The sequence below is a fragment of the Kumtagia ephedrae genome, assembly GCF_003012745.1.
GTDB lineage: Bacteria > Pseudomonadota > Alphaproteobacteria > Rhizobiales > Rhizobiaceae > Kumtagia > Kumtagia ephedrae.
Genome location: NZ_PXYK01000006.1, coordinates 154,520 through 177,727, shown reverse-complemented (window position 1 = coordinate 177,727; position 23,208 = coordinate 154,520). Strand labels below are relative to the sequence as shown.

The following is a 23,208-nucleotide window of genomic DNA, read 5'->3' as shown; positions in this document are numbered from 1 at the left end:
GGCGCATCGCGCCGCGTCGGCAGGTCGCGATGAGGCCGCGCACGCGACGCGGCGGCGGGCGGCCGACCATCGCCGACGTGGCGCGCAAGGCCGGCGTCGGCGCCATCACCGTGTCGCGCGCCCTGCGCGAGCCGGACCGCGTTTCCCGCGAGCTGCGCGAGCAGATCGACAAGGCCGTGGCGGAGCTCGGCTATGTGCTCGACCGCAATGCCCGGGCGCTCGCCTCGGCGCGTGCCGACGTGGTGGCGGTGCTGGTGCCGTCGCTCACCAACAACGTCTTCGCCGATGTCGTGCGCGGCCTCTATGACGGCCTCGGTGACAGCCACCTGCAGCTCCACATCGGCAATACCCATTATTCCGGGCTCGAGGAGGAGCGGCTGCTGCAGGGTTTCATCGGCCAGCGTCCTTCCGCGGTGGTCCTGTCCGGCATCGACCAGACGGCGACGTCGCGGGCGATCCTGAAGGAGGCGGGCTGTCCCGTGGTGCAGATCATGGAGATCGGCACCGACCCGATCGACATGATGATCGGCTTCTCGCATGTCGAGGGCGGCCGCGCGGTGACGCGCCACCTGATCGAGGCCGGCTATCGCCGGATCGGCTTCATCGGCGCGCGCATGGACCCGCGCTCGCAGCGGCGCCTGGCGGGTTACCGGGCGGCGCTCGAGGAGGCGGGGCTGTTCGACCTGCGGCTCGTCACCACGACGACCGCACCGTCGAGCGTGTCGCTCGGGCGCGAGCTCTTCCGCGATGCGTTGGCCAAGGTGCCGACCCTGGACGCCGTCTTCTGCAACAACGACGACTTGGCGGTCGGCGTGCTGTTCGAGTGCAACCGCGCCGCGCTCGCCGTGCCGGGCAAGATCGGCATTGCCGGTTTCAATGATCTGGAGATGATGGACGTCGCCTATCCCTCGATCACCAGCGTTCGTACCCCCCGCTATGACATCGGCAGGCGCGCGATCGCCATGGCGCGCGCGGCGATCGCTGGGGAGCGTCCCGAGCAGCGGGTAGTCGACACGGGCTTCGAACTGATGCGGCGGGAAAGCACGGCCCGCTGAGGTCGCGACCCCGTACGATTCCGCTTTACTCGCGATCTTGGTAGCGCTACCATTTCCCTTGCGTCATGACAGCTTAAACTTGGTCTCGTCCGGCATACCAAGATAATTCCCGGAGAGACGAGGTGCGGCTGGCAAGAGCGGAACGGAGGCCGCTCGACGAAGGCCAAAAAGCCATCCATGGGAGGACTACAATGATCAGGTTCGTCGCTGGCGGCGTGGTTGCCGCCGCAGCACTCGTGTATTTATCGTCATCGGCGCTCGCCGAGCCGGAGGTGGTCAGCGGTCCGGCCGGCGACCCCAACTGCTTCGCGCCGTGGGCGTCGGAAACCAAGTTCTTCAAATACCCGGCCAAGGAAGGCCCTTATCGGATCGCGCTCGCCAACGGCTACATCGCCAACACCTGGCGCATCCAGATGATCCAGACCGCCAAGGCCTATGCGGCGCAGCCGGATGTCGCCGCCAAGCTGAAGGAGTTCAAGGTGGTCTCGACCGGCGAGGACGTGCCGGCGCAGATCTCGGCGATCAACAACTTCATCGATTCCGGCTATGACGCCATCGTCGTCAATGCGCAGAACCCGACCGCCTTCACGCCGGTGATCAAGCGGGCCAAGGAAGCCGGCGTCGTGCTGGTCGCCTTCGACAACATCCTCGACACCGAGGACGCCATCAACGTCAATGTCGACCAGAAGGGTCTTGGCGTGCTGTGGGCCAACTGGCTGGCGAAACACCTGCCCGAGGGCGGCAAGATCCTCGAGGTGCGCGGCGTCGCCGGCACGTCGGTCGACACCGATCGCCACACCGGCATCCACGAGACCTTCGCCGCGACCGGCAAGAAATGGGACGTCGTCGAGGTGCTCGGCAAGTGGGATGACCCGACCGCGCAGAAGGCGACCGCCGACGCGATCGCCGTGCACAAGAAGTTCGACGGCATCACCGCGCAGGGCGGCGACACCGGCGTCGTGCAGGCGATGATCGATGCCAAGCATCCGTTCGTGCCGTTCGGCGGCGAGACGGAGAACGGCTTCCGCAAATTCTGCGCCAAGTTCGCCGGCGAGGGGCTGAAGTGCTCGTCGGCCGGCACAGGTCCGGCACAGGTCGCGGTCGCCATCAAGACGGCGATCGCCGCTTTGGAAGGCCAGGTGGTGCCGCAGTCGGTCAAGCTGCCGACCGCCATCGTCGAGGACCCGAACTTCAAGGAAGGCGAGGATTTTTATCCCGACCAGTCGGACAACTTCTTCGTCGGCAACTCCTTCCCGACCTGCGGCATCAACTTCACCGCGCAGGAGATCATGGGGCAGACCAAGGAGAACCAGTAGGCGAGTGGCTCTCTTCTCCCCGCTTACGGGGAGAAGATGCCGGCAGACAGATGGGGGGCCGCGTGATCGTACCTGGCGCAACCCCTCATCTTACCCTCCGCCCGTGATTCTTCGGGCGGCCGGGGAAGGGGCGTCATCGCCGGCCGGCTCTCTTCCCGCCCTTCGTGGAAAGCAGGTGCGGGCAGGCGAATGAAGGCTGCTCGGATCGGCCAAATCCAGCTCCGGTGATCGAAAACCAGCGATGCTTCAGGAACAAGCGGACCGACCTTCCCTCTTCCGCATGGAAGGCATCTCCAAGCGCTACGGCGGCGTGCGCGCGCTGGAGAAGGCCGAACTCGTGGTCGAGGCGGGCCGTATCCACGCCATCCTCGGCGAGAACGGCGCCGGCAAGTCGACGCTGATCAAGGTCATGGCCGGCGTCGTCTCGCCGGACGAGGGCAGGATGCTGCTCGACGGAAAGGAGGTGCGCTTCGCCGCGCCCGCCGACGCCAGGGCCGCCGGCATCGCCTGCATCTTCCAGGAGCTGTCGCTCGTCCCCGACCTCAGCGTCGCCGACAACATCGCCATCGCCGATCCGCCGAGGCGTTTCGGCCTGATCGACCGGCGCGCCCAGCGCCTGCTCGCCGAGGAGGCGCTGGCGCGCGCCGGCGCCGGCGACATCCACCCGCGCGCCCTGGTCCGCGACCTGCCGCTGTCGCGCCGGCAGATGGTCGAGATCGCCAAGGCGCTGGCGTCGAGGCCGCGCATCCTCATCCTCGATGAGGCGACCTCGGCGCTGACCGCCGCCGATGTCGCAAAAGTCTTTGCCGTGCTCAAGCGGCTGCGCGCCGAGGGCCTGGCGCTGCTCTACATCTCGCACCGGATGCACGAGATCGCCGAGCTGGCGGACGAGTGCACCGTCTTCCGCAACGGCCGCAACGTCGAAAGCTACAAGGCCGGCACGCGGACAGACGCGGAAGTCGTCCAGATGATGATCGGGCGCGAATACAGCAACGTGTTCCCGCCAAAACCGCAGCGATCGGATGACGCAGCGCCGCCCATGCTCGAATGCCGGGAGCTCGGCTGGGGCGGCCGGCTGCGCGACATCAATTTTTCCGTCCGCGCCGGCGAGGTCGTCGGGCTCGGCGGGCTGGACGGGCAGGGCCAGCGCGACCTGCTGCTGGCGCTGTTCGGCGTGCTGCGCGGCACGACCGGCGAGGTGCTGGTCGACGGCCGGCCGGCCACCATCGCCAGCCCGGCGCAGGCGCGATCGGCCAAGGTCGGCATGGCGCTGATCCCCGAGGATCGCAAGACCGAGGGCTTGATGCTGCCCATGACGGTGCGCGAGAACCTGTCCTTCGCAGTGCTCGACCGGGTGTCGATGGCCGGCATCATCGACCGCGAGGCGGAGGAGCGGCTGATCGACGAGATGGTGCAGTTGCTCGCCATCAAGACCGCCGGCATCGATGTGCCGGTCGGCGCGCTGTCGGGCGGCAACCAGCAGAAGGTGGTGATCGCCAAATGGCTGATGCGCAAACCCCGCATCATCCTGCTCAACGATCCGACCCGCGGCATCGACGTAGGCACCAAGCAGGAGATCTATCAGCTGCTGCGCCGTCTCGCCGACGCCGGGGCGGCGATCCTGTTCTATTCCACCGACTATGACGAGCTGATCGGCTGCTGCGACCGTGTGCTTGTCCTCTATGACGGCCGCATCGTGCGCGAGCTCGAGGGCAGCGGCATCACCGAGCATGCGCTGATCTCCAGCGCGCTCAATGTCGAGGCGGAGACGAGAGGGGCGGCCGCATGAACGCGCGAGACCAGGGGGAAGGCAAGCCGCCCGGTCGGGCCGCGGCGCCGGCTGGACTCGGGAGAGAGTTTCGTCCGGTCCACAGGGTAACCCGAAACTCGCCCGCGCGGGATCGACGCTCGAAGCGCGGCCAGGGGGGGCAGTTTATTTTGTTTCCGTCCCCGCCAGCCTTGAAGCGGCAGTGCCTTTACGCGGGAAAAAGTAAACTCTTTCCGTCGCTTGCCCGCCCTGCGGCGCGGCGTTCACATTTGAAGACATCCGCTTTTCGCGGGTATTTTATCCCCTCCGCTCTCGCTTGCCCTATACTTGCGTCCGAAAGCCGCTCCCTTGCGGGAACTTGGTGCGCACCGGGTATCAGGAGGGAGCGTCGGCGCCGGGTCGGTCGTGCAATCGGTAGCGCGGCTGGCGAGAGCTGGAGACCCGGGCCCCAGCCGCGAAGGTCGCGCGAATGCGGGCTAGCGGACGGGCAAGAACGCCGGCGGGGCGCGGGTCACCGCGCCACGTATTTCATTAGAGGCTCGGCCCCGCGCCCCGCTTCCCGCAGTTTCTTTCAATGGCCAGGGCCGAAGGGCAGCGTGGCGAGGATGAAGCTTGGCCGCAGGGGACAGTTTATTTTCCTTCCGCAGAAAAGCAGTGCCGCTTCAAGGTTGGTGCCGGTGGAAGAAAGCAACGGTCCCCGGCGCTTGCGCCGTTGCGGCCACGAGCCTCCGAAGCCGATTCCGGCTTATCCGCTGGACGGAGAAAAATGTCCCCGGTGCTTCCCAATCCGGAGCCACGCGCATGAGTGAATGGCGCTACTGGCTTGCCGAGCAGCGCGCCACGCTGATGGCGGTCGGCATCTTCGCCCTGATGTTCCTGATCTATGTCGCCAACCATCCGGCCGGTCTCACCGCCAACGTGGTGCAGACGGCCTCCAACAAGGGCGTGCTGCTCGCCTTCGTGGCGATGGCGCAGACGCTGGTGGTCATCACCGCCGGCATCGACCTGTCGGTCGGCATGATCTTCATCCTCACCAACTGCCTGGCCTCGTGGCTGGTGGTCGGCACCGCCATGGAGACGACGCTGGGCCTGTTCGCCGTGCTCGGCACCGGCCTCGCCTGCGGGGCGCTCAACGGGGCAATCGTCATTTTCGGGCGGCTGCAGCCGATCGTCGCCACCATCGCCACGGGCGCCATCTATTTCGGCCTGGCGCTGCTGCTGCGGCCGTTCCCCGGCGGCTCGGTCAACGAGGGCCTGGCAGACGCTTTGACCGGCCGGCTGTTCGGCTTGATACCCGCCAGCCTGGTGGTGCTGGCGGCCGTGGTGCTGGTGGTCTGGGTGCCGTTCAGCCGCTCGCTCACCGGCCGCACCGCCTATGCCTCGGGATCCTCCGAGGTCGCGGCCTACATGTCGGGCGTGCCGATCCGGCGGGCGAAATTCGCCGCCTATACGCTGGCGGGACTGCTTGCGTCGATCGGCGGGCTGTTCCTCACCTTCTTCACCTATACGGGCGAGGCGGCGCTGGCCAGCGGCAACGCCTACACGCTGTTCTCCATCGCCGCCGTGGTGCTGGGCGGCGTGTCGCTGTTCGGCGGCAAGGGCAGCGTCATCGGCGCGATCTTCGGGGCGCTCGCCTTCCGCACCATCGGCGACCTGCTGTTCGTCTTCGACCTTGAGCCGCTGTGGCAGCCGCTGTTCCAGGGCGTGGTGCTATTGGTGGCCGTCAGCCTCGGCGCCTTCGCGCTGTTCCGGGTCAAGAACCGTCTGGAGTGGTTCGGATGAGCGAGATGACGACCGAGCGGCAGCCGGCGCGGCGCCTGCCGAAATTCCTGCACGGGGTCGACCCGGCGGTGGCGACCGCCTTCGCCTGCATCCTGCTGCTGCTTGCCTTCGGCAGCTTCTACTCGACCAGCTTCCTGTCGCCCGAATATCTGCTGCAGCAGCTCAAGGTCGCCTCCTTCCTCGGCGTCATCGCCACCGGCATGATGCTGGTCATCCTGCTCGGCCAGATCGACCTGTCGGTGCCGTGGTCGGTGGCCGTCGGCGGCATGATGGCCTGCGCCGCCGCCGCCTTCGGGCCGGCGGGCGAGGTGCTGGCCATTCCCTTCGGCATCGCCTGCGGCATGGCGATAGGCCTGGTCAACGGCATCGGCGTGGCGTATCTGCGCATCCCGTCGATGATCATCACGCTCGCCACCAACGCCGTCGCCCAGGGCCTCATGGTCGTCTACACCGGCGGCTTCTCGCCGCAGGATTCGGCGACCGCGGCCATGCGCTGGCTGGCCACCGGCTCGCTTCTGCCGGGCGTGCCCAACGCCGTGGTGATCTGGGCGATCATCGGAGCGGTGGCGGTCTTCCTGCTCACCCGCACGACCTTCGGCCGATCCGTCTACGGCATCGGCAACCGCGAGCGCGCCGCCTACCTCTCCGGCGTCGACACGCGGCGCATCGTCATGGTGGCCTTCATCATCTCGGGCGCGCTCAGCGCCTTCGGCGGCGTGCTGCTTGCCGGCTACGCATCCAAGGCGGCGCAGTCCATGGGCGACACCTACCTGCTGCCGGCAATCGCCGCGGTGGTGCTCGGCGGCACGTCCATCCTCGGCGGCCGGGGTTCCTATCTCGGCACCGTCGCCGGCGTCATCCTGATCACGCTGCTGCAGTCGATCCTGTCGGTCATGCAGATGCCGGAGGCCGGCCGGCAGATCATCTACGGCGTGGTGATCGTGGCGATGCTGCTGCTTTACGGCCGCACGCCTCCGGTCCGGTGAATTGGGCAGTCCATGAACATACGATCTGGCGCTGCGGCGGGCATCCTTTCCGTCGCGGTGATGGGCGTGACCGGCTGCGGCAAGACCGAGGTCGGCCGGGCGCTCGCCGCCCGCCTCGGTGCGCGCTTCATCGAAGGCGACAGCCTTCACCCGCCCGAGAACATCGCCAAGATGTCGGCCGGCGTTCCGCTCACGGACGAGGACCGCGCCGGCTGGCTGGAAAAGATCGCCGCGGAGATTGCAGCATCGACCGCAGCCGGCGAGAGGACGGTTGCCGGCTGCTCCGCGCTCAAGCGCCGCTACCGCGACCGGCTGCGCGCGAAAAATCCGCGACTTGTCTTCGTCCATCTCGTCATCGACCGCGAGACCGCGCATCGCCGCGTCGCGGCGCGGCGCGGGCATTTCATGCCGTCCAGCCTGGTCGACAGCCAGTTTGCCGCCCTCGAGCCGCCGGGGCCGGATGAGGCGGCACTTCCCCTCGACGGGACGCGGCCCGTGGACGAACTGGTCTCCGAGGCGGCTGCCGTCCTGGCCGAAGCCTGAAGCGCCGAGTTCGGACCTTCCGAGCTTTTTTCGACTTTTCCATGTTCATGATTTGTTCTAAGCTGTGCCGATGCAGTACGAACTGGAGCTGGACGGCGGCCCGGAGGTCGCGGGCAAGGTGCGTCCGAAGCCGGCACCCCGTCCTCGGTTTCGCCGGACGGATGAAGGGCAGCCATTCCTTCCCGGTTGCCAGGTCGCCCGGCTCGACAGTCTCTTCTTCGGCATCCGCCCCGACGGCGCCGCCGCTCTGCGGATCACTGCCGAAACGGAAAGGCTGCGTGCCGAGCATGGCCTCACCGGCAGGCCGCTCGGCACGAAACGCCTTCACGTAAGCCTGCATGGCGTCGGGATCTATGAAGGCGTGCCGGCGGGGATCGAAGCCAGGGCGATCGCGGCGGCCGGGTTGCTGCGGGAGGCAAGTTTCGAGGTCTGTTTCGACCGTGCGATGAGTTTTGGGCAGGAGGACGGCGGCCGGCCGCTGGTGCTGTGCGGCCGCGGCGACGATCTCGTGCAACTGCACGCCTTCCACCGGCGGCTCGGCGAGGTCATGAAAACGGCCCGGCTCGGAAATATCCGCAAATCCTTCACGCCGCACATGACGCTGCTCTACGACAGGCGCGCGGTGGCGGCGGAGGCGATCGCGCCCATTCGCTGGCGCGTCGAAAGCTTCGTCCTCGTCCACAGTCTTCAGGGTCTTTCGCGCCACCACGATCTGTGCCGATGGAAACTGGCGACGTGACGAGGATCGTATTGAGATTTCTCCCCTGCGAGACGGTATTCCCGACAGCAGATATCGCCGCCACGCCGCGAAAAACGCCGCGCGGACCGTGCATCCCGATCTTCGTGCCCGGCAGGCCGCCGTCACGATGTGTCGGGCGGCTCCAGCGCCCACTGGGCAAGCCCGTGCACGACGTCCAGAACCTCGTGCACCTCGTGAACGGGCTTTTTTCGCCGCCAGCCCGGAGGCCGGCCGGGCTTCAGCGGCGAGAAGCGGCCGAACCGGCGCAGACCGCCGGTTTCCCGCTCGCGCGCGAGGGCCGCGTCGCGGCGTGCTCGCCAGCGGGCGAAGCGTCTGGCCTGGCCGGGCAGGTCGTCCAGCGCCAAAACCAGCGCCCGCAGCCGCGAGTCCAGCCGTGACGCGTCGATCGGGTCGTTGGGCGACCAGGCGGGGATGCGGAACGGCTCGCTGTAGCCGGGACAGGAGATGCGCGGCACGCCCCTGGGCGCCCGCCGCGGGCGGCGGTTCCAGGGTTTCAGCGGATCGAGCAGCGGCAGGGAGGTGCTGCGGGCGCGGGCTTTCGGCCGCGCCGGCATGCGGACGGGGCCGGCCCCGGGCCGGAATTTCGGCTGCGGCTTCTGCCGGGGCGGCGGCAGGACGACCACGAGGCCGCGCGCGGCCACGACGATGAGGCGCCGCACCGCGGCTTCGGCAGGGCGCAAGAGCCGGAGTATGGCACGGTGGAGGCGGCGTTGAAGGGTAAGTTCTGGGGACAGTTTACTTTTTTCGGCCCGCGAAAACCTTGAAGCGGCTGTGCCCTTCTGCCGAAACAAAGTAAACTGTCCCCTGAGTTCCTCGAGATCCAGCCCGGCCATGGCGACGAGCATGGCGAGGATGCGCTTCAGCGCCTCGCGATTCTTCTCGATTGCCGCATCCCAGTCCACCGCCGCCTCCTTTCCAGCACAGGCGGCGCAATTATCGCTGTGGTCGGGAAGGGAGGGGATAAAATGAAGGAAAATAATCCTGACGGATGCTGACAATGATCCGGGGCTGGCCTCGGCGGCGCTCCGTCCAGTACCCCTCATCCGGCCTCGCTTCGCGAGGCCACCTTCTTTCGCAAGGGGAGAAGGGGGAGCGTTGCTTTCCGCCTCGGCCAATCGCCGATGTTGGAGATTTGCCGAAGCGTTGGGTATGGCCTGATCAAAAGATGTGCATTTGCATCGAATTGCTGCAATGCAGCACGTGCGACCGCTTGACGCAGCCGGCGAACGAGCGGACATTCCTCGCAGGCAAGTTTTTTTATCAGACAATCGCCGCCGGACGGGCGGCTTGCCTCCGGGAGGGAACCTTGGCAGTCAGTGTCGGAGAAGGGATCGATGCACGATCCCTCGAAACGCGCATCGAGCGCATGCATCAGCGAGACAGAAAGGGCGCGATCGCCTTCGTCGTCGGCCTGTGGGTCGCGGTGCTGTTCGTGCTGTTCACCATGTGGCCGCTGGTCGGCGACGGCGCCATCCGCATCGTGCTGGCGGTGGCCGGCATCGCGGTGCTCGCCTTCAACACGGCGGCCATCGTCGCGATGCTGCGCCACTACCGCGACGACAAGCATTTCATCTACGGCCTCGACATCAAGCATCTCGACGAGATGCGTCGCCGCAAGCGGATCTAGGAGGAGCGCGTCATGGCTTATCAACCTCCGAAACAGAGCCTCGCCGGCCAGGTCGTCGACGTCATCGTGCTGCTCGTGCTGACCGTCGGGGCACTCTACCTGCCGCTCTACATGGGACTCGCGGGCGCGGCCAAGACGCCGGCTCCGATCGAGAACCCGACCTGGGAAGCGCTCGGCCAGAACGCGGCCGAACAGCAGCAGTGGGCGGCGCTCGGCTTCCCGGACGCGGCGTCGGCAAACGACATCATCACCGCGCGCTTCGATTACACTTTCAGCTGGACCGCGCTGATCGTCATGGTGGTCGCAGTCGTCGGCTACTTCATCCTCGTGGTCCGGCTTTCCGACAAGGAATACCGCGAGGTGATCGACGAGCGCTTCGGCAAGAGCGGCAAGGGCTGAGGGGCGCGTCATGGATATCTGGAATTATCTCGAAATCGCGGCCTGGGTGATCTCGGCGATCATCGCGGGGATCATGCTGCTCGACATGATCAAGGTCGACACGACCTACGACAACGAGCTTCTCACTTCATCTCGAGAGGGTGAACTCGAGCTGACGCAAGAACGTCACGAGCTTTAGGGGACGACGATGAGCAACGCTTCTGCTGTTCAGGCGCCAGAGAGGCTCGGCCTCCTGCGCGTGCTTGGTCCCGGCCATGTCTGGGCGCTCGGCGTCGGCATCGTGCTGGTCGGCGAATACATGGGTTGGAATTTCTCGGTCGGCAAAGGCGGCATGATCGCCGGCCTTGTGGCCTGCTGGGTCGCCGGCCTGCTCTACACCTGCGTCGCCATGATCGACTCCGAGGTGACCTCGACGGTCGCTGCCGCGGGCGGCCAGTACGCGCAGGCCAAGCACATCGTCGGCCCGCTGATGGCCTTCAATGTCGGCCTGTTCCTCGTCATGGCCTACACCATGCTGGAAGCGGCGAACGCCATCACCATCGGCTTCCTGCTCGACACGGTGGCGGGCATGCTCGGCCATACCGGCCTCAACCAGCAGCCCTTCATCATCATGACCATCCTGGCGCTCGCCTATCTCAACTATCGCGGCGTGCTGGCCTCGCTGTCCTTCAACCTTGTCATCACGGCCTTTGCCTTCGTCGCCATCATCGTGCTGTTCCTCGCGGTGCAGTTCGGCGCGTCGGCGGTGCCGCTCGACTTCTCGGCGGTGACCAACGAGCCGCTGCCCTATGGCTGGCTCGGCATCATCGCGGCGCTGCATTTCGGGCTCTGGTACTATCTCGGCATCGAAGGCACCTGCCAGGCGGCCGAGGAAGTGCGCTCGCCCGCCCGCTCGCTGCCCTTCGGCACGATGGCCGGCATCATGACGCTGGTGATCGCCGCGACGCTGACCTGGTACGTCTGCTCGGGTCTGATCCCGTGGGAGTATCTCGGCAGCGCCGGCACGCCGCTCTTCGACGCGGCGCGCGTGACGGGCAATTCGAGCCTGATGGTGCTGCTCTTCATCGGAACGGTCTTCGCGACGACCGCATCGGCCAACGGCTGCATCAACGATGCGTCGCGCGCGTGGTTCTCCATGGGCCGCGACCGCTACCTGCCGAGCTGGTTCGGCGCGGTGCATCCGCGCTACCGCACGCCCTACCGGTCGATCGTCTTCCTCATCCCGATCGCGCTGATCTTCGCGCTCGGCGCACCGCTCGACCAGGTGGTGACCTTCTCCATCCTGTCGGGCCTGCTCGGCTACACCTTCATGACCTTCAACATGGTGATGTTCAGAAAGAAATGGCCGCTCGACACGATCAAGCGCGGCTACGTGCATCCCTGGCATCCGCTGCCGGCGGTCGTGCTGCTGGTGCTGTGCGCGGCGACCTATTTCGCGGTGTTCCTCGGCTACGGCACGCAGCTCATTGCGATGCTCTGCTTCTACATCATCGCGTCGCTGTGGTTCCATTTCTGGCGCTACCGCTTCGTCAAGCGTGGCGACCAGTTCACCATGCCTTGGCCCAGGCCGCAGGGTTACTGAGGGCGTAGACCCATGCCCTCGGCGTTCGAGCAGTTCGCGATGCCGCTCTCCCTCCAGGGCATTGGGCTGCTCGTCTTCTGCCTAGCCGGCGTCGCGGTCATCGCGATGCTGGCCCGCAGGGAACTGTCACGCGACCTCCAGGCGCGAAAAGCCCTGCTCGACACGGCCGCCGCGCTGATCGACGACGCGCGCGTCTCGATCGGCGCCGACGGTTATCCCCGGCTCGACGGCAAGAGTGGCGGCAACCGGGTCAGCCTGGAAGTCGTCGCCGACAGCCTCGTGCCGCGCCGGCTGCCGCAACTCTGGCTGAAGCTCACCATGCTGAATCCCGAAGCCGCCGATTCTCGACAGAGTGGCGCCTCCATCGGCGTGCTGGCGCGGCCCTTCGGTACCGAATTCTATTCGCGCGTGCTCGGCCTGCCCGACACGATCGTGCCGCCCTTCGCCGCCGATTTTTCCCTTCTCGCGCGCGGCCGTGGCGTCACCGCTGCGACCGTCGAGAAGACAGGCGCACTTTTCCGCACGCTGTTCGCCGATCCGACCTTGAAGGAAGCCGTCATCACGCCGCGCGGTGCGGGCATCGTCCGGCGCATCGCCGAGGGCGATCGCGGCGCGCATGTGCTCTACAGGCAGATGCGCTTTCCGGTCGCTTCGGTGCCGGCCGACCTCGTGCGCACCGCGCTCGCGGAGCTGAGGCTGCTTAACGAGGCGCTCGGTCACGAAGCGGACCGCGAGCCGGAATCCATTCCCGCGTGACGGAGTTTCGATGAACCGCCCGATCAACCCCCGTCTCGTCCTCCTCCTCGCCATCCTGCTGCCCGGCGCCGGGCATGTCGCGATCGGCCAGGTGCTGCGCGGGCTGTGCTTCGTGCTCTTCGCCATCCTGCTGATGGTCTTGACGTACGTCACCACCACGCCCGATCAGTCCTTCATAGGCCGCCACGCCGGCGGGCTGTTCGTCTGGGCGCTGTCGATCACCGACGCCTACAAGCTGGCGAAGATACGCTGGGAAGCGTTTCGCCGGGCGGGCGTCCGGGGCTGAAGCGCCCCGTTTTCCGTAAACGCTGGACGTTACGAAAATCGCTTCCTCATATGAAGATTAGTTTCATGGGAGTTGAAAACGTCGCGCCTTCCTGATAGCAGTCTGATCACACGGGAGATTGCAGCCATGTGCGGAATTGTCGGACTGTTTCTGAAGGACAAATCGCTGGAACCGCAGCTCGGCGCCTTGCTGTCCGAAATGCTGGTCCTGCTGACCGATCGCGGGCCCGACAGCGCCGGCATCGCCATATATGGCGGCGCCAAGGAAGGACGGGCCAAGATCACCATCCAGTCGCCGTCGCCGGCCAGGGATTTTCCAAAACTCGCCGTCGAGCTGGAGAAGGAGATCGGCGCCAGGCCGACGGTGACGGTCAAGTCGACCCATGCCGTCGTCGAGGTGCCGGCCGACAAGGTCGGCGAGGCGCGCGAGGTCATCCTGGCGCTGCGCCCGGACGTGCGCATCATGGGCTCGGGCGAGGCAGTCGAGATCTACAAGGAGGTCGGCCTGCCCGAGGCGGTGGCGAAGCGCTTCGATCTCTCCGCCATGACCGGCACGCACGGCATCGGCCATACCCGCATGGCGACCGAATCGGCCGTCACCACCATGGGCGCCCACCCGTTCTCGACCGGCCCCGACCAGTGCCTCGTCCACAACGGCTCGCTGTCCAACCACAACAATCTGCGCCGCGAGCTGAAGCGCGAAGGCATGAGCTTCGAGACGGAGAACGACACCGAGGTCGCCGCCGCCTATCTGTCCTCGAAGATCGCGCACGGCCAGAACCTGGGCGAGGCGCTGGAGAGCGGGCTCAAGGATCTCGACGGGTTCTACACCTTCGTTGTCGGCACCAAGAACGGCTTCGGCGTGCTGCGCGACCCGATCGCCTGCAAGCCGGCGGTGCTGGCCGAGACCGACCGCTACGTCGCCTTCGGCTCGGAATACCGGGCGCTGGCCAATCTTCCCGGAATCGAGGACGCCAAGGTCTGGGAGCCCGAGCCCTCCACCGTCTATTTCTGGGAGCATTGAGATCATGAACGTTTCCAATGTCGCGACGGCGCCGGCGCGCGCGGTGAACTACGCGCCGCGGGTCTTCGACCTTGCGGCGACGCCGCTGCGCGAGCTCAACCTTGCTCTCCACCAGATCGCCGACGCGGCCGACGAGCCGGCCTGGGAGGTCGTCAATCCGAAGGGCAGCCACGCGGTGGCCGCCGGCGTCGACAAGCCGGTCGCGGTCGAGGTACGCGGCAGCGTCGGCTATTATTGCGGCGGCATGAACGACGGCGGCGAGATCACCGTCCACGGCTCCGCCGGCCCCGGCGTCGGCGAGAACATGATGTCCGGCAAGATCGTGGTGAAGGGCGACGCCAGCCAGTATGCGGGCGCCACAGGCCGCGGCGGCCTGCTGGTCATCGAGGGCAATGCCTCGTCGCGCTGCGGCATCTCGATGAAGGGCATCGACATCGTCGTGCGCGGCAATGTCGGCCACATGTCGGCCTTCATGGCGCAGTCCGGCAACCTCGTCGTGCTCGGCGACGCCGGCGACGCGCTGGGCGATTCGATCTACGAGGCAAAGCTGTTCGTGCGCGGCAGCGTGAAGAGCCTCGGCGCCGACTGCATCAAGAAGAAGATGCACCCGAAACATCTCGCCCGGCTCCAGGCGATCCTCGATCGCGCCGGCATCACCGACGTCAAGCCCGAGGAGTTCACGCGCTACGGCTCGGCCCGCACGCTCTACAATTTCAACATCGACAACGCCGACGCGTATTGAGGGGCGCCAGCATGACCTACCACAATCCGCCGACGACGCCGCGCCGCTCGGCGACGTTCGACGACTACACGCTGTCGGAAATCCGCCGCGCCGCGGCGACGGGTATCTATGACATCCGCGGCGGCGGCGCCAAGCGCAAGGTCCCGCATTTCGACGACCTGTTGTTCCTCGGTGCCTCGATCTCGCGCTATCCGCTCGAAGGCTATCGCGAGAAGTGCGAGACCAGCGTCACGCTCGGCACTCGCTACGCGAAGAAGCCGATCGAGCTGAAGATCCCGATCACCATCGCCGGCATGAGCTTCGGCTCGCTGTCCGGCCCCGCCAAGGAGGCGCTGGGCCGCGGCGCCACCATCGCCGGCACCTCCACCACCACCGGCGACGGCGGCATGACCGAGGAGGAGCGCGGCCATTCCAGGACGCTGGTCTACCAGTACCTGCCGTCGCGCTACGGCATGAACCCGCGCGATCTGCGCCGCGCCGACGCCATCGAGATCGTGGTGGGGCAGGGCGCCAAGCCGGGCGGCGGCGGCATGCTCCTCGGCCAGAAGATTTCCGACCGTGTCGCCGAGATGCGCACGCTGCCCAAGGGCATCGACCAGCGCTCGGCCTGCCGGCATCCCGACTGGACCGGCCCGGACGACCTCGAGATCAAGATCCTCGAGCTGCGCGAGATCACCGACTGGGAGAAGCCGATCTATGTGAAGGTCGGCGGCGCGCGGCCCTATTACGACACCGCGCTGGCGGTGAAGTCGGGCGCCGACGTGGTGGTGCTCGACGGCATGCAGGGCGGCACGGCGGCGACGCAGGAGGTGTTCATCGAGAATGTCGGCCAGCCGACGCTCGCCTGCATCCGTCCGGCGGTGAAGGCGCTGCAGGAACTCGGCATGCACCGAAAGGTCCAGCTCGTCGTCTCCGGCGGCATCCGCAACGGCGCCGACGTGGCCAAGGCGCTGGCGCTGGGCGCCGACGCCGTGTCCATCGGCACGGCCGCGCTGGTGGCGCTCGGCGACAACGACCCGCGCTGGGAGAGCGAATACGAGAAGCTCGGCACCACCGCCGGCGCCTATGACGACTGGCATGAGGGCAAGGACCCGGCGGGCATCACCACCCAGGATCCGGAGCTGATGAAGCGCGTCGATCCGATCGCGGCCGGCAGGCGCCTGGCGAATTATCTGAAAGTCATGACGCTGGAGGCACAGACGATCGCGCGCGCCTGCGGCAAGAATCATGTCCACAATCTCGAGCCGGAGGATCTCTGCGCCCTGACCATCGAAGCCGCCGCCATGGCCGGCGTTCCGCTTGCCGGAACGAGCTGGATACCGGGGCAGGGCGGTTTCTAGGAGGTCCCGCCGGGGACGGTTTGCGTTCTTGCCCCGGAGAAGGAGCGGCAGTTCAGGACATGGCGTCCGGGGCAAAAGGTAAACCGTGCCCAGCGCATTCGCGGGGAAAGCCCCGGGAGAAACCGGCAATCGGAAGGAGGCGCGGCGGACAACAGGAACTGTCCCGGCGCCAGACAGGGGAACGGCAATGAACAAGACGGTCGAAACGAAGGTGAACGCCGAGGTGGGCGATCTTCGGGAATTCGCCAAGGCGCGCGGCGTCAAATATTTCATGATCTCCTATACCGACCTGTTCGGCGGCCAGCGCGCCAAGCTGGTGCCGGCGCAGGCGATCGCGGACATGCAGCAGGACGGCGCGGGTTTCGCCGGCTTCGCCACCTGGCTCGACCTGACCCCTGCGCATCCGGACATGCTCGCCGTGCCGGACCCGGCCTCGGTCATCCAGCTGCCGTGGAAGCCGGACGTCGCGTGGCTCGCCTCGGACTGCCTGATGGAAGGCAAGAGCGTCGCCCAGGCGCCGCGCAACACGCTGAAGCGGCTGGTCGCCGAGGCGGCAGAGCTCGGCATGTCGGTGAAGACCGGCGTCGAGCCGGAATTCTTCCTGACTACGCCGGACGGCAAGCAGATCTCCGACGAATACGACACGGCGGCAAAATCCTGCTACGACCAGCAGGCGGTGATGCGCCGCTACGACGTGATCGCCGAGATCTGCGACGGCATGCTGGGTCTCGGCTGGGAGCCCTACCAGAACGACCATGAGGACGCGAACGGCCAGTTCGAGATGAACTGGGCCTTCGACAACGTGCTGGCGACCGCCGACAAGCACTCCTTCTTCAAGTTCATGGTGAAGTCGATCGCCGAGAAGCATGGCCTGCGCGCCACCTTCATGCCGAAACCGTTCCAGGGGCTGACCGGCAATGGCTGCCATGCCCACATCTCGGTGTGGGATCTCGCCGGCAAGACCAATGCCTTCGCAGATAAGAACATGGAGCTCGGCCTGTCCGAGCAGGGCCGCCACTTCCTCGGCGGCATCATGAAGCACGCCTCCGCGCTCGCCGCCATCACCAACCCGACCGTCAATTCCTACAAGCGCATCAACGCGCCGCGCACCGTCTCCGGCGCCACCTGGGCGCCGAACACGGTGACCTGGACCGGCAACAACCGCACCCACATGGTGCGCGTGCCCGGCCCCGGCCGCTTCGAGCTGCGCCTGCCCGACGGCGCCGCCAACCCGTATCTGATGCAGGCCGTCATCATCGCCGCCGGCCTGGACGGCATCCGCTCGAAGGCCGATCCCGGCCCGCGCAGCGACATCGACATGTACAAGGACGGCCACACCGTCAGCCATGGCGCGAAGCTGCCGCTCAATCTGCTCGACGCGCTGCGCGAATACGACAAGGACACGTCGCTGAAGGCGGCCATGGGCGAGGAGTTCTCGCAGGCCTTCCTGCGGCTGAAGCACCAGGAGTGGAACGCCTTCGCGTCGCACTTCACCCAGTGGGAACGCGACAACACGCTCGACGTCTGAGGCTGCCGGCAAGGACCGGAAGAGGCAAATGCGGTATTCGATCTTCTCGCTCGCCAGGGCGGCGCTTTCCGGCCACAAGGGCTGGACGCGCGCCTGGCGCGATCCCGAGCCCAAGAAGCACTACGACGTGGTCATAATCGGCGGCGGCGGCCACGGGCTGGCGACCGCCTATTTCCTGGCCAGGGAATACGGCATCCGCAACGTCGCCGTGCTGGAGAAGGGCTGGATCGGCTCCGGCAATGCCGGCCGCAACACCACCATCATCCGCTCCAACTACATGCTTCCCGGCAATACCGGCTTCTACGAGCTGTCGATGAAGCTGTGGGAGCGCCAAGAGCAGGACCTCAACTACAACACCATGGTGAGCCAGCGCGGCATCATCAACCTCTACCACTCCGACGGGCAGCGCGACGCCTTCGCGCGGCGTGGCAACGTCATGCGCATCAACGGCATCGACGCGGAGCTGCTGGACGCCGTGCAGATCCGCAAGATGCTGCCGTTCCTCAACTACGACAACGCCCGCTTCCCGGTGATGGGCGGGCTGCTGCAGCGCCGCGCCGGCACCGCCCGCCACGACGCCGTGGTGTGGGGCTATGCGCGCGCCGCCGATTCCTTCGGCGTCGACATCATCCAGAACTGCGAGGTCACCGGCTTCACCCGCGACCAGAACGGCAAGGTGACCGGCGTCGAGACGACGCGCGGCGCGATCGGCGCCGGCAAGGTCGGCATGGCGGTGGCCGGCAGCAGCTCGCGGGTGGCGGCCATGGCCGGCCTGCGCCTGCCGATCGAGAGCCATGTGCTGCAGGCCTTCGTCTCCGAGGCGATCAAGCCGCTCATCCCCGGCGTCATCACCTTCGGCGCCGGCCATTTCTACGTCAGCCAGTCTGACAAGGGCGGCCTGGTGTTCGGCGGCGACATCGACGGCTACAACTCCTATGCCCAGCGCGGCAACATGCCGGTCATGGAGGACGTCTGCGAGGGCGGCATGGCGCTGATGCCGATGATCGGCCGGGTGCGGCTGCTGCGCCAGTGGGGCGGCATCATGGACATGTCGATGGACGGCACGCCGATCATCGACCGGACGCCGGTCGACGGCCTCTACGTCAATGCCGGCTGGTGTTACGGCGGCTTCAAGGCGACGCCGGCCTCCGGCCTGGTCTTCGCCCATCTGCTCGCCCGCGACGAGCCGCACGAGGAGGCGAAGCGCTTCCGGCTCGACCGCTTCCGCCGTGGCGCCATGATCGACGAGAAGGGCCAGGGCGCCCAACCCAATCTGCATTGAGAGAAGCGCCATGCGCATAGCCTGCCCGTTCTGCGGAGAGCGCGAGCTCGGCGAGTTCACCTATCTCGGCGACGCCGCGCCGAAACGGCCCGCCGGCTTTGCCGCCGACGGCGGCGAGCTGCCCTCCGCGCAGGATGATTTTTTCGACTACGTCTACCTGCGCGACAATCTTGCCGGCGACATGACCGAGCACTGGTATCACGGCGGCGGCTGCCGCTCATGGCTGGCCGTCACCCGCAGCACGACCACGCATGAGATCAAGGCCGTCAGGCCAGCCCCGGGTGCCGGAGCGTCGAGGGCGGGATGATGCAACCAACGAGCTTTGCCCCCCACCCCAGCCCTCTCCCCTCGATCCTTCGACAAGCTCGGGACGAGGAGAGGGAAGCGGCACCGTTGCGGCCGGGCCCCTTCTCTCCGCTCGCGGCAGGGCTATCGCATATGGGTTCACCCCCACCCCTAACCCCTCCCCACAAGGGGGAGGGGGACTTGCTGGCCTCTCCGCTAGGCGCCAATCGTCGACGGTTTCGTGCGACATGGCAGCCACAAAGTCCCCCTCCCCCTTGTGGGGAGGGATTAGGAGTGGGGGCACGAAGCGGCGAAATTCATCGCTGTTTGCCATATGCGATTGCCCTGCCGCTGGCGGGGGGAAGGTCCCCGCAGGCGGATGAGGGGCGGACATGGTCTTCGGTGCGCACGCCTCTTGTCGCCTCAAGCAGGGAGTTCCCCAATGGCTGAGGCCGTGCAAACCGACCGGCTGCGGCGCGTCGACGCCTCCGGCCATGCTGCGTCGGCATCGGCGACCGCCCAGTCGCATCGCCTCGCATCGGGCGGGCTAGTCGACCGCGCAGAACCGCTGTCCTTCAGCTTCGACGGCAAGGTCATGACCGGCTTCGCCGGCGACACGCTCGCCTCGGCGCTGGTGGCCAACGGCGTAAGACTGGTCGGCCGCTCGTTCAAGTATCACCGGCCACGCGGCATCCTGACCGCCGGCGCGGAGGAGCCCAACGCGCTGGTCGAGCTGCGCACCGGCGCGCGGCGCGAGGCCAATACGCGGGCGACCACGACCGAGCTTTATGACGGGCTCAGCGCGCAGAGCCAGAACCGCTGGCCATCGCTGCGCCACGACGTCATGGCGGTGAACTCGCTGCTGTCGCCGATCTTCGTCGCCGGCTTCTACTACAAGACCTTCATGTGGCCGGCGAAACTTTGGGAAAAGCTGTACGAGCCGGCGATCCGCCGCGCCGCCGGGCTCGGCAGGACGGCGGGCGTCGCCGATCCCGATCACTACGAGAAGGCGTGGGCGCATTGCGACGTGCTGGTGGTGGGCAGCGGCCCGGCCGGCCTGTCGGCCGCGCTTGCCGCGGCCAGAGCCGGCGCGCGCGTCATCCTCGCCGAGGAGGACAGCCGCCTCGGCGGCCGCCTGCTCTCCGACGGCGGCGAGATCGACGGCAAGCCGGCAGCCGAGTGGCTGGCCGCGGCACTCGGCGAGCTCTCCGGCCTGCCTAACGTCCGCATCATGAGCCGCACCGCCGTGTTCGGCGTCTATGACGGCGGCACCTACGGCGCGCTCGAGCGCGTCAACGACCATGTCGCGGAGCCGCCCCAGCACCAGCCGCGCCAGCGGGTCTGGCGTATCGTCGCCAGGCGCGCCGTGGTGGCGGCCGGTGCGCTGGAGCGGCCGATCGTCTTTCCGGGCAACGACAAGCCCGGTGTGATGATGGCGTCGGCCGTGCGCACCTATCTCAACCGCTTCGCTGCCCTGCCGGGCAAACGCATCGCGCTGTTCACCAACAATGACGACGGCTGGCGCACCGTCGCGGCCCTGCGCCAGGCAGGCGTCGACGTCGCCGCGGTGGTCGACCCGCGCGGCGCTGCACCCGACCGGTACAGGGAGGCGGCCGCGGGTGTGCCGCTGATCGCCGGCCAGGTCGTGGATGTGAAGGGCGGCGTCGACGGCGTCTCCAAGGTCGTGGTTGCGCCATCAAGCGGCGGCCGGCACGAGATCGAGGCGGACTGCCTGGCGATGTCCGGCGGCTGGAACCCCAACGTGGCGCTGTCCTCCTTCCATCGCGGCCGCCCGGCCTGGCGCGACGACATCGCCGCTTTCGGTCCCGGTCAGTGCCCGCCCGGCATGGTGATGGCCGGGGCCGCCAATGGCGATCTTTCGCTCGGCGCATGCCTGCGCGACGGTCATGCCGCCGGAGCACAGGCCGCCGCGGACACAGACTTCTCGGGCGAAACCGGCGCTGCCGCGACGGCGGACGACGAGCCCTTCGCGATCAGGCCGCTCTGGCATGTCAAGGGCGGCAAGGCTTTCGTCGACTTCCAGCACGACGTGACCGCTTCCGACGTGACGCTGGCGCAGCGCGAGGGTTTCGAATCCGTCGAACACCTGAAGCGCTACACCACGCTCGGCATGGCGACGGACCAGGGCAAGCTCTCCAACGTCAACGGCCTCGCCATCATGGCCGAGGCGACCGGCCGCGCCATCGCCGACACCGGCACCACCATCTACCGGCCGCCCTATGCGCCGGTGGCGATCGGCGCGCTCGCCGGCCACCATCGCGACGAGAATTTCCACGCTTGGCGCCTGACCCCGTCGCACCACTGGGCCGCCGAGCGCGGCGCCGTCTTCGTCGACACCGGCCTGTGGAAGCGCGCGCAATGGTATCCGCTGCCAGGCGAGAAGGACTGGCTGGACTCGGTCAACCGCGAGGTGAAGGCGGTGCGCGGCGGCGTCGGCTTCTGTGACGTCTCCACGCTCGGCAAGGTCGACGTGCAGGGGCGCGACGCCGGCATCTTCCTCGACCGCGTCTACATCAATTCCTTCTCGACGCTTGCCGTTGGCAAGGCACGCTACGGCCTGATGCTGCGCGAGGATGGCCTCGTCATGGACGACGGCACCACCGCGCGGCTGGCCGAGGACCACTATTTCCTCACCACCACGACCGCCAAGGCCGGCCCGGTCATGCAGCATCTCGAATTCTGCCGGCAGGTGCTGTGGCCGGAGCTCGACGTACAGCTGACCTCGGTCACCGACCAGTGGGCGCAGTTCTCGATCGCCGGGCCGAAGACCCGCGACCTGCTGCGCGAGCTGGTCGACCCTGCCGAAGACCTTTCCAACGAGGCTTTCCCGTTCATGGGCGCGCGCGCGGTGGCGCTGAGGGGCGGCATGCGGGCGCGGCTCTACCGCATCTCCTTCTCCGGCGAACTGGCCTTCGAGATCGGCGTGCCGGCGCAGTATGGCGAGGCGATGGCGCGCAATCTGATGCAGGCCGGCGAGCGATACGGCGTGACGCCCTACGGCACCGAGGCGCTCGGCGTCATGCGCATCGAGAAGGGCCATGTCGCCGGTCCCGAACTTAACGGCACGACGACGGCCGGCGATCTCGGCCTCGGCAAGATGGCCTCGAAGAAGAAGGATTTTATCGGCCGCGCCATGGCCGGGCGCGAGGCGCTGAACGCTCCCGACCGGCAGGTCGTGGTCGGCATCAAGCCTGTGAACCCGGCGAGCCGCCTGCGCTCCGGCGCGCACATTGTTCCGAAAGACGCCATTCCCGGCCCCGACACCGACCAGGGCTATGTCACCTCCGTCTGCTTCTCGCCGATGCTCGGCCAGTGGATCGGCCTGGGGCTGGTCGAGCGTGGCCGCGAGCGTCTTGGCGAGATCGTGCGTGCCCACGACCCGCTGCGCGGCGAGGACATGGACGTCGAAATCTGCAGCCCGGTCTTCTACGATCCCGAGGGAGGGCGCCAGCGTGGCTGATTATCTGTGGAGCGTGGGCTCGCCGCTGCGGAAGGCTTTCGTGCCGGGCCGACAGGGTGTTCTCTCCGGCGAGGCCGGCGTTTTTCTGGCCGAGCTGACCGGTTTCAGCCTGGTCCAGGTGATGGCGCGACGCGGCCGCTGGGCCGACACGGCGAAGGCTGCAAAGACGCATTACGGCGTCGCCGCGCCGGACCGCCCGACCGCGCTGTTCGGTAAGCAGGCCACGCTGGTCTGGTCCGGTCCCGACCAGTTCTTCGCGTTGACCTCCGCCGACGGCCTGGCCGATCCACTGGCTCCGTTGCGCGGCGTTTTTGCCGGAATAGCGTCGCTGTCCGACCAGTCGGGCGGCCGCTGCCTGATCCGGATATCAGGAGCGCGCGTCCGCGACGCGCTTGCCAAGGTCTCGTCGCTCGACTTCCACGACACGGCGTTTCCGGTGGGCACAGCGGCGGCGACATCGATCGACCACACCAATGTCGGCCTGTGGCGCGCCGCGGATGCGGCCGACGGCAGCCCGGTCTACCACCTGCTCGTCTTCACCAGCTTCGCCGACAGCCTTTGGCACACCATCCTGGATGCCGCCGCCGAATACGGCGTGGACGCGTCGCGGGCGGGTGTCTTCGCATAGACATACAGTGCGTTCGCCGATGTGACGGCGCTTTTGCGG

Annotated in this window: 22 protein-coding genes; 21 read left to right on the top strand and 1 reads right to left on the bottom strand. The window is 67.3% G+C overall.

The window, feature by feature from the left end:
• Positions 1-29 precede the first annotated feature (29 nt).
• From gntR to C7I84_RS08370, 7 genes are all read left to right on the top strand, one after another.
• Complete coding sequence (gntR, locus tag C7I84_RS08400; protein ID WP_106771793.1) at positions 30-1,055, top strand: HTH-type transcriptional regulator GntR; 1,026 nt, start codon at positions 30-32, stop codon at positions 1,053-1,055.
• Between the two features lie 191 nt (positions 1,056-1,246).
• A complete protein-coding gene (locus C7I84_RS08395) occupies positions 1,247-2,371 on the top strand; it encodes a sugar ABC transporter substrate-binding protein (RefSeq protein ID WP_106771712.1) in 1,125 nt (374 codons plus the stop codon).
• A gap of 241 nt (positions 2,372-2,612) precedes the next feature.
• Positions 2,613-4,160, top strand: coding sequence for a sugar ABC transporter ATP-binding protein (locus C7I84_RS08390; RefSeq protein ID WP_106771711.1), 1,548 nt, complete (start codon positions 2,613-2,615; stop codon positions 4,158-4,160).
• Positions 4,161-4,940: 780 nt separating this feature from the next.
• A complete protein-coding gene (locus tag C7I84_RS08385) occupies positions 4,941-5,921 on the top strand; it encodes an ABC transporter permease (RefSeq protein WP_106771710.1) in 981 nt (326 codons plus the stop codon).
• Positions 5,918-6,907: an ABC transporter permease gene (locus C7I84_RS08380; protein WP_106771709.1), complete on the top strand. Its 990-nt coding sequence runs from the start codon at positions 5,918-5,920 to the stop codon at positions 6,905-6,907. The genes C7I84_RS08385 and C7I84_RS08380 overlap by 4 nt, the downstream gene beginning before the upstream one ends.
• Positions 6,908-6,919: 12 nt before the next feature.
• Positions 6,920-7,450: a gluconokinase gene (locus C7I84_RS08375; protein WP_245428351.1), complete on the top strand. Its 531-nt coding sequence runs from the start codon at positions 6,920-6,922 to the stop codon at positions 7,448-7,450.
• Between the two features lie 70 nt (positions 7,451-7,520).
• Positions 7,521-8,189 (top strand): 2'-5' RNA ligase family protein, encoded by a 669-nt coding sequence (locus tag C7I84_RS08370; RefSeq protein ID WP_106771707.1) that lies wholly within the window; start codon positions 7,521-7,523, stop codon positions 8,187-8,189.
• Between the two features lie 122 nt (positions 8,190-8,311).
• On the opposite strand, the gene C7I84_RS08365 is transcribed toward C7I84_RS08370, so the two are convergent.
• Entirely contained in the window at positions 8,312-9,112 is an 801-nt protein-coding gene (locus C7I84_RS08365; protein WP_106771706.1) for a hypothetical protein, read from the bottom strand.
• Positions 9,113-9,516: 404 nt separating this feature from the next.
• Between C7I84_RS08365 and C7I84_RS08360 the strand changes: the two genes are divergently transcribed.
• From C7I84_RS08360 to C7I84_RS08300, 14 genes are all read left to right on the top strand, one after another.
• Positions 9,517-9,837: a hypothetical protein gene (locus tag C7I84_RS08360; protein ID WP_425351310.1), complete on the top strand. Its 321-nt coding sequence runs from the start codon at positions 9,517-9,519 to the stop codon at positions 9,835-9,837.
• Between the two features lie 12 nt (positions 9,838-9,849).
• Entirely contained in the window at positions 9,850-10,236 is a 387-nt protein-coding gene (locus tag C7I84_RS08355) for a hypothetical protein (RefSeq protein ID WP_106771704.1), read from the top strand.
• 10 nt (positions 10,237-10,246) lie between these two features.
• On the top strand, positions 10,247-10,414 hold the full coding sequence (locus C7I84_RS29970; protein ID WP_165816027.1) for a hypothetical protein: 168 nt from the start codon (positions 10,247-10,249) through the stop codon (positions 10,412-10,414).
• 9 nt (positions 10,415-10,423) lie between these two features.
• Positions 10,424-11,818 carry an APC family permease gene (locus C7I84_RS08350; RefSeq protein ID WP_106771703.1) on the top strand — a complete coding sequence of 465 codons (1,395 nt, stop codon included), beginning with the start codon at positions 10,424-10,426 and terminating at the stop codon, positions 11,816-11,818.
• A gap of 12 nt (positions 11,819-11,830) precedes the next feature.
• A complete protein-coding gene (locus C7I84_RS08345) occupies positions 11,831-12,574 on the top strand; it encodes a hypothetical protein (protein WP_106771702.1) in 744 nt (247 codons plus the stop codon).
• Between the two features lie 10 nt (positions 12,575-12,584).
• Positions 12,585-12,860, top strand: a complete 276-nt coding sequence (locus tag C7I84_RS08340) for a hypothetical protein (protein ID WP_106771701.1) — start codon at positions 12,585-12,587, stop codon at positions 12,858-12,860.
• A gap of 126 nt (positions 12,861-12,986) precedes the next feature.
• Entirely contained in the window at positions 12,987-13,883 is an 897-nt protein-coding gene (locus C7I84_RS08335) for a class II glutamine amidotransferase (protein ID WP_106771700.1), read from the top strand.
• Positions 13,884-13,887: 4 nt separating this feature from the next.
• Positions 13,888-14,625 carry a GltB/FmdC/FwdC-like GXGXG domain-containing protein gene (locus tag C7I84_RS08330; RefSeq protein WP_106771699.1) on the top strand — a complete coding sequence of 246 codons (738 nt, stop codon included), beginning with the start codon at positions 13,888-13,890 and terminating at the stop codon, positions 14,623-14,625.
• 11 nt (positions 14,626-14,636) lie between these two features.
• A complete protein-coding gene (locus C7I84_RS08325; RefSeq protein ID WP_106771698.1) occupies positions 14,637-15,965 on the top strand; it encodes an FMN-binding glutamate synthase family protein in 1,329 nt (442 codons plus the stop codon).
• Positions 15,966-16,152: 187 nt separating this feature from the next.
• Positions 16,153-17,493, top strand: coding sequence for a type III glutamate--ammonia ligase (gene glnT / locus C7I84_RS08320; protein ID WP_106771697.1), 1,341 nt, complete (start codon positions 16,153-16,155; stop codon positions 17,491-17,493).
• 28 nt (positions 17,494-17,521) lie between these two features.
• Complete coding sequence (locus tag C7I84_RS08315) at positions 17,522-18,775, top strand: sarcosine oxidase subunit beta family protein (protein ID WP_106771696.1); 1,254 nt, start codon at positions 17,522-17,524, stop codon at positions 18,773-18,775.
• 10 nt (positions 18,776-18,785) lie between these two features.
• Positions 18,786-19,082, top strand: a complete 297-nt coding sequence (locus tag C7I84_RS08310; protein ID WP_106771695.1) for a sarcosine oxidase subunit delta — start codon at positions 18,786-18,788, stop codon at positions 19,080-19,082.
• 420 nt (positions 19,083-19,502) lie between these two features.
• Positions 19,503-22,541, top strand: coding sequence for a sarcosine oxidase subunit alpha family protein (locus C7I84_RS08305; RefSeq protein WP_106771694.1), 3,039 nt, complete (start codon positions 19,503-19,505; stop codon positions 22,539-22,541).
• Positions 22,534-23,169, top strand: a complete 636-nt coding sequence (locus tag C7I84_RS08300; RefSeq protein WP_106771693.1) for a sarcosine oxidase subunit gamma — start codon at positions 22,534-22,536, stop codon at positions 23,167-23,169. Before C7I84_RS08305 ends, C7I84_RS08300 begins: the two co-directional genes overlap by 8 nt.
• Positions 23,170-23,208 lie beyond the last annotated feature (39 nt).

Excerpts from the sequence above, each read along its gene's own strand:
- gntR (WP_106771793.1), top strand. The coding sequence starts at position 30 with ATGAGGCCGCGCACGCGACGCGGCGGCGGGCGGCCGACCATCGCCGAC.
- C7I84_RS08395 (WP_106771712.1), top strand. The coding sequence starts at position 1,247 with ATGATCAGGTTCGTCGCTGGCGGCGTGGTTGCCGCCGCAGCACTCGTG.
- C7I84_RS08390 (WP_106771711.1), top strand. The coding sequence starts at position 2,613 with ATGCTTCAGGAACAAGCGGACCGACCTTCCCTCTTCCGCATGGAAGGC.
- C7I84_RS08385 (WP_106771710.1), top strand. The coding sequence starts at position 4,941 with ATGAGTGAATGGCGCTACTGGCTTGCCGAGCAGCGCGCCACGCTGATG.
- C7I84_RS08380 (WP_106771709.1), top strand. The coding sequence starts at position 5,918 with ATGAGCGAGATGACGACCGAGCGGCAGCCGGCGCGGCGCCTGCCGAAA.
- C7I84_RS08375 (WP_245428351.1), top strand. The coding sequence starts at position 6,920 with ATGAACATACGATCTGGCGCTGCGGCGGGCATCCTTTCCGTCGCGGTG.
- C7I84_RS08370 (WP_106771707.1), top strand. The coding sequence starts at position 7,521 with ATGCAGTACGAACTGGAGCTGGACGGCGGCCCGGAGGTCGCGGGCAAG.
- C7I84_RS08355 (WP_106771704.1), top strand. The coding sequence starts at position 9,850 with ATGGCTTATCAACCTCCGAAACAGAGCCTCGCCGGCCAGGTCGTCGAC.
- C7I84_RS29970 (WP_165816027.1), top strand. The coding sequence starts at position 10,247 with ATGGATATCTGGAATTATCTCGAAATCGCGGCCTGGGTGATCTCGGCG.
- C7I84_RS08350 (WP_106771703.1), top strand. The coding sequence starts at position 10,424 with ATGAGCAACGCTTCTGCTGTTCAGGCGCCAGAGAGGCTCGGCCTCCTG.
- C7I84_RS08345 (WP_106771702.1), top strand. The coding sequence starts at position 11,831 with ATGCCCTCGGCGTTCGAGCAGTTCGCGATGCCGCTCTCCCTCCAGGGC.
- C7I84_RS08340 (WP_106771701.1), top strand. The coding sequence starts at position 12,585 with ATGAACCGCCCGATCAACCCCCGTCTCGTCCTCCTCCTCGCCATCCTG.
- C7I84_RS08335 (WP_106771700.1), top strand. The coding sequence starts at position 12,987 with ATGTGCGGAATTGTCGGACTGTTTCTGAAGGACAAATCGCTGGAACCG.
- C7I84_RS08330 (WP_106771699.1), top strand. The coding sequence starts at position 13,888 with ATGAACGTTTCCAATGTCGCGACGGCGCCGGCGCGCGCGGTGAACTAC.
- C7I84_RS08325 (WP_106771698.1), top strand. The coding sequence starts at position 14,637 with ATGACCTACCACAATCCGCCGACGACGCCGCGCCGCTCGGCGACGTTC.
- glnT (WP_106771697.1), top strand. The coding sequence starts at position 16,153 with ATGAACAAGACGGTCGAAACGAAGGTGAACGCCGAGGTGGGCGATCTT.
- C7I84_RS08315 (WP_106771696.1), top strand. The coding sequence starts at position 17,522 with ATGCGGTATTCGATCTTCTCGCTCGCCAGGGCGGCGCTTTCCGGCCAC.
- C7I84_RS08310 (WP_106771695.1), top strand. The coding sequence starts at position 18,786 with ATGCGCATAGCCTGCCCGTTCTGCGGAGAGCGCGAGCTCGGCGAGTTC.
- C7I84_RS08305 (WP_106771694.1), top strand. The coding sequence starts at position 19,503 with ATGGCTGAGGCCGTGCAAACCGACCGGCTGCGGCGCGTCGACGCCTCC.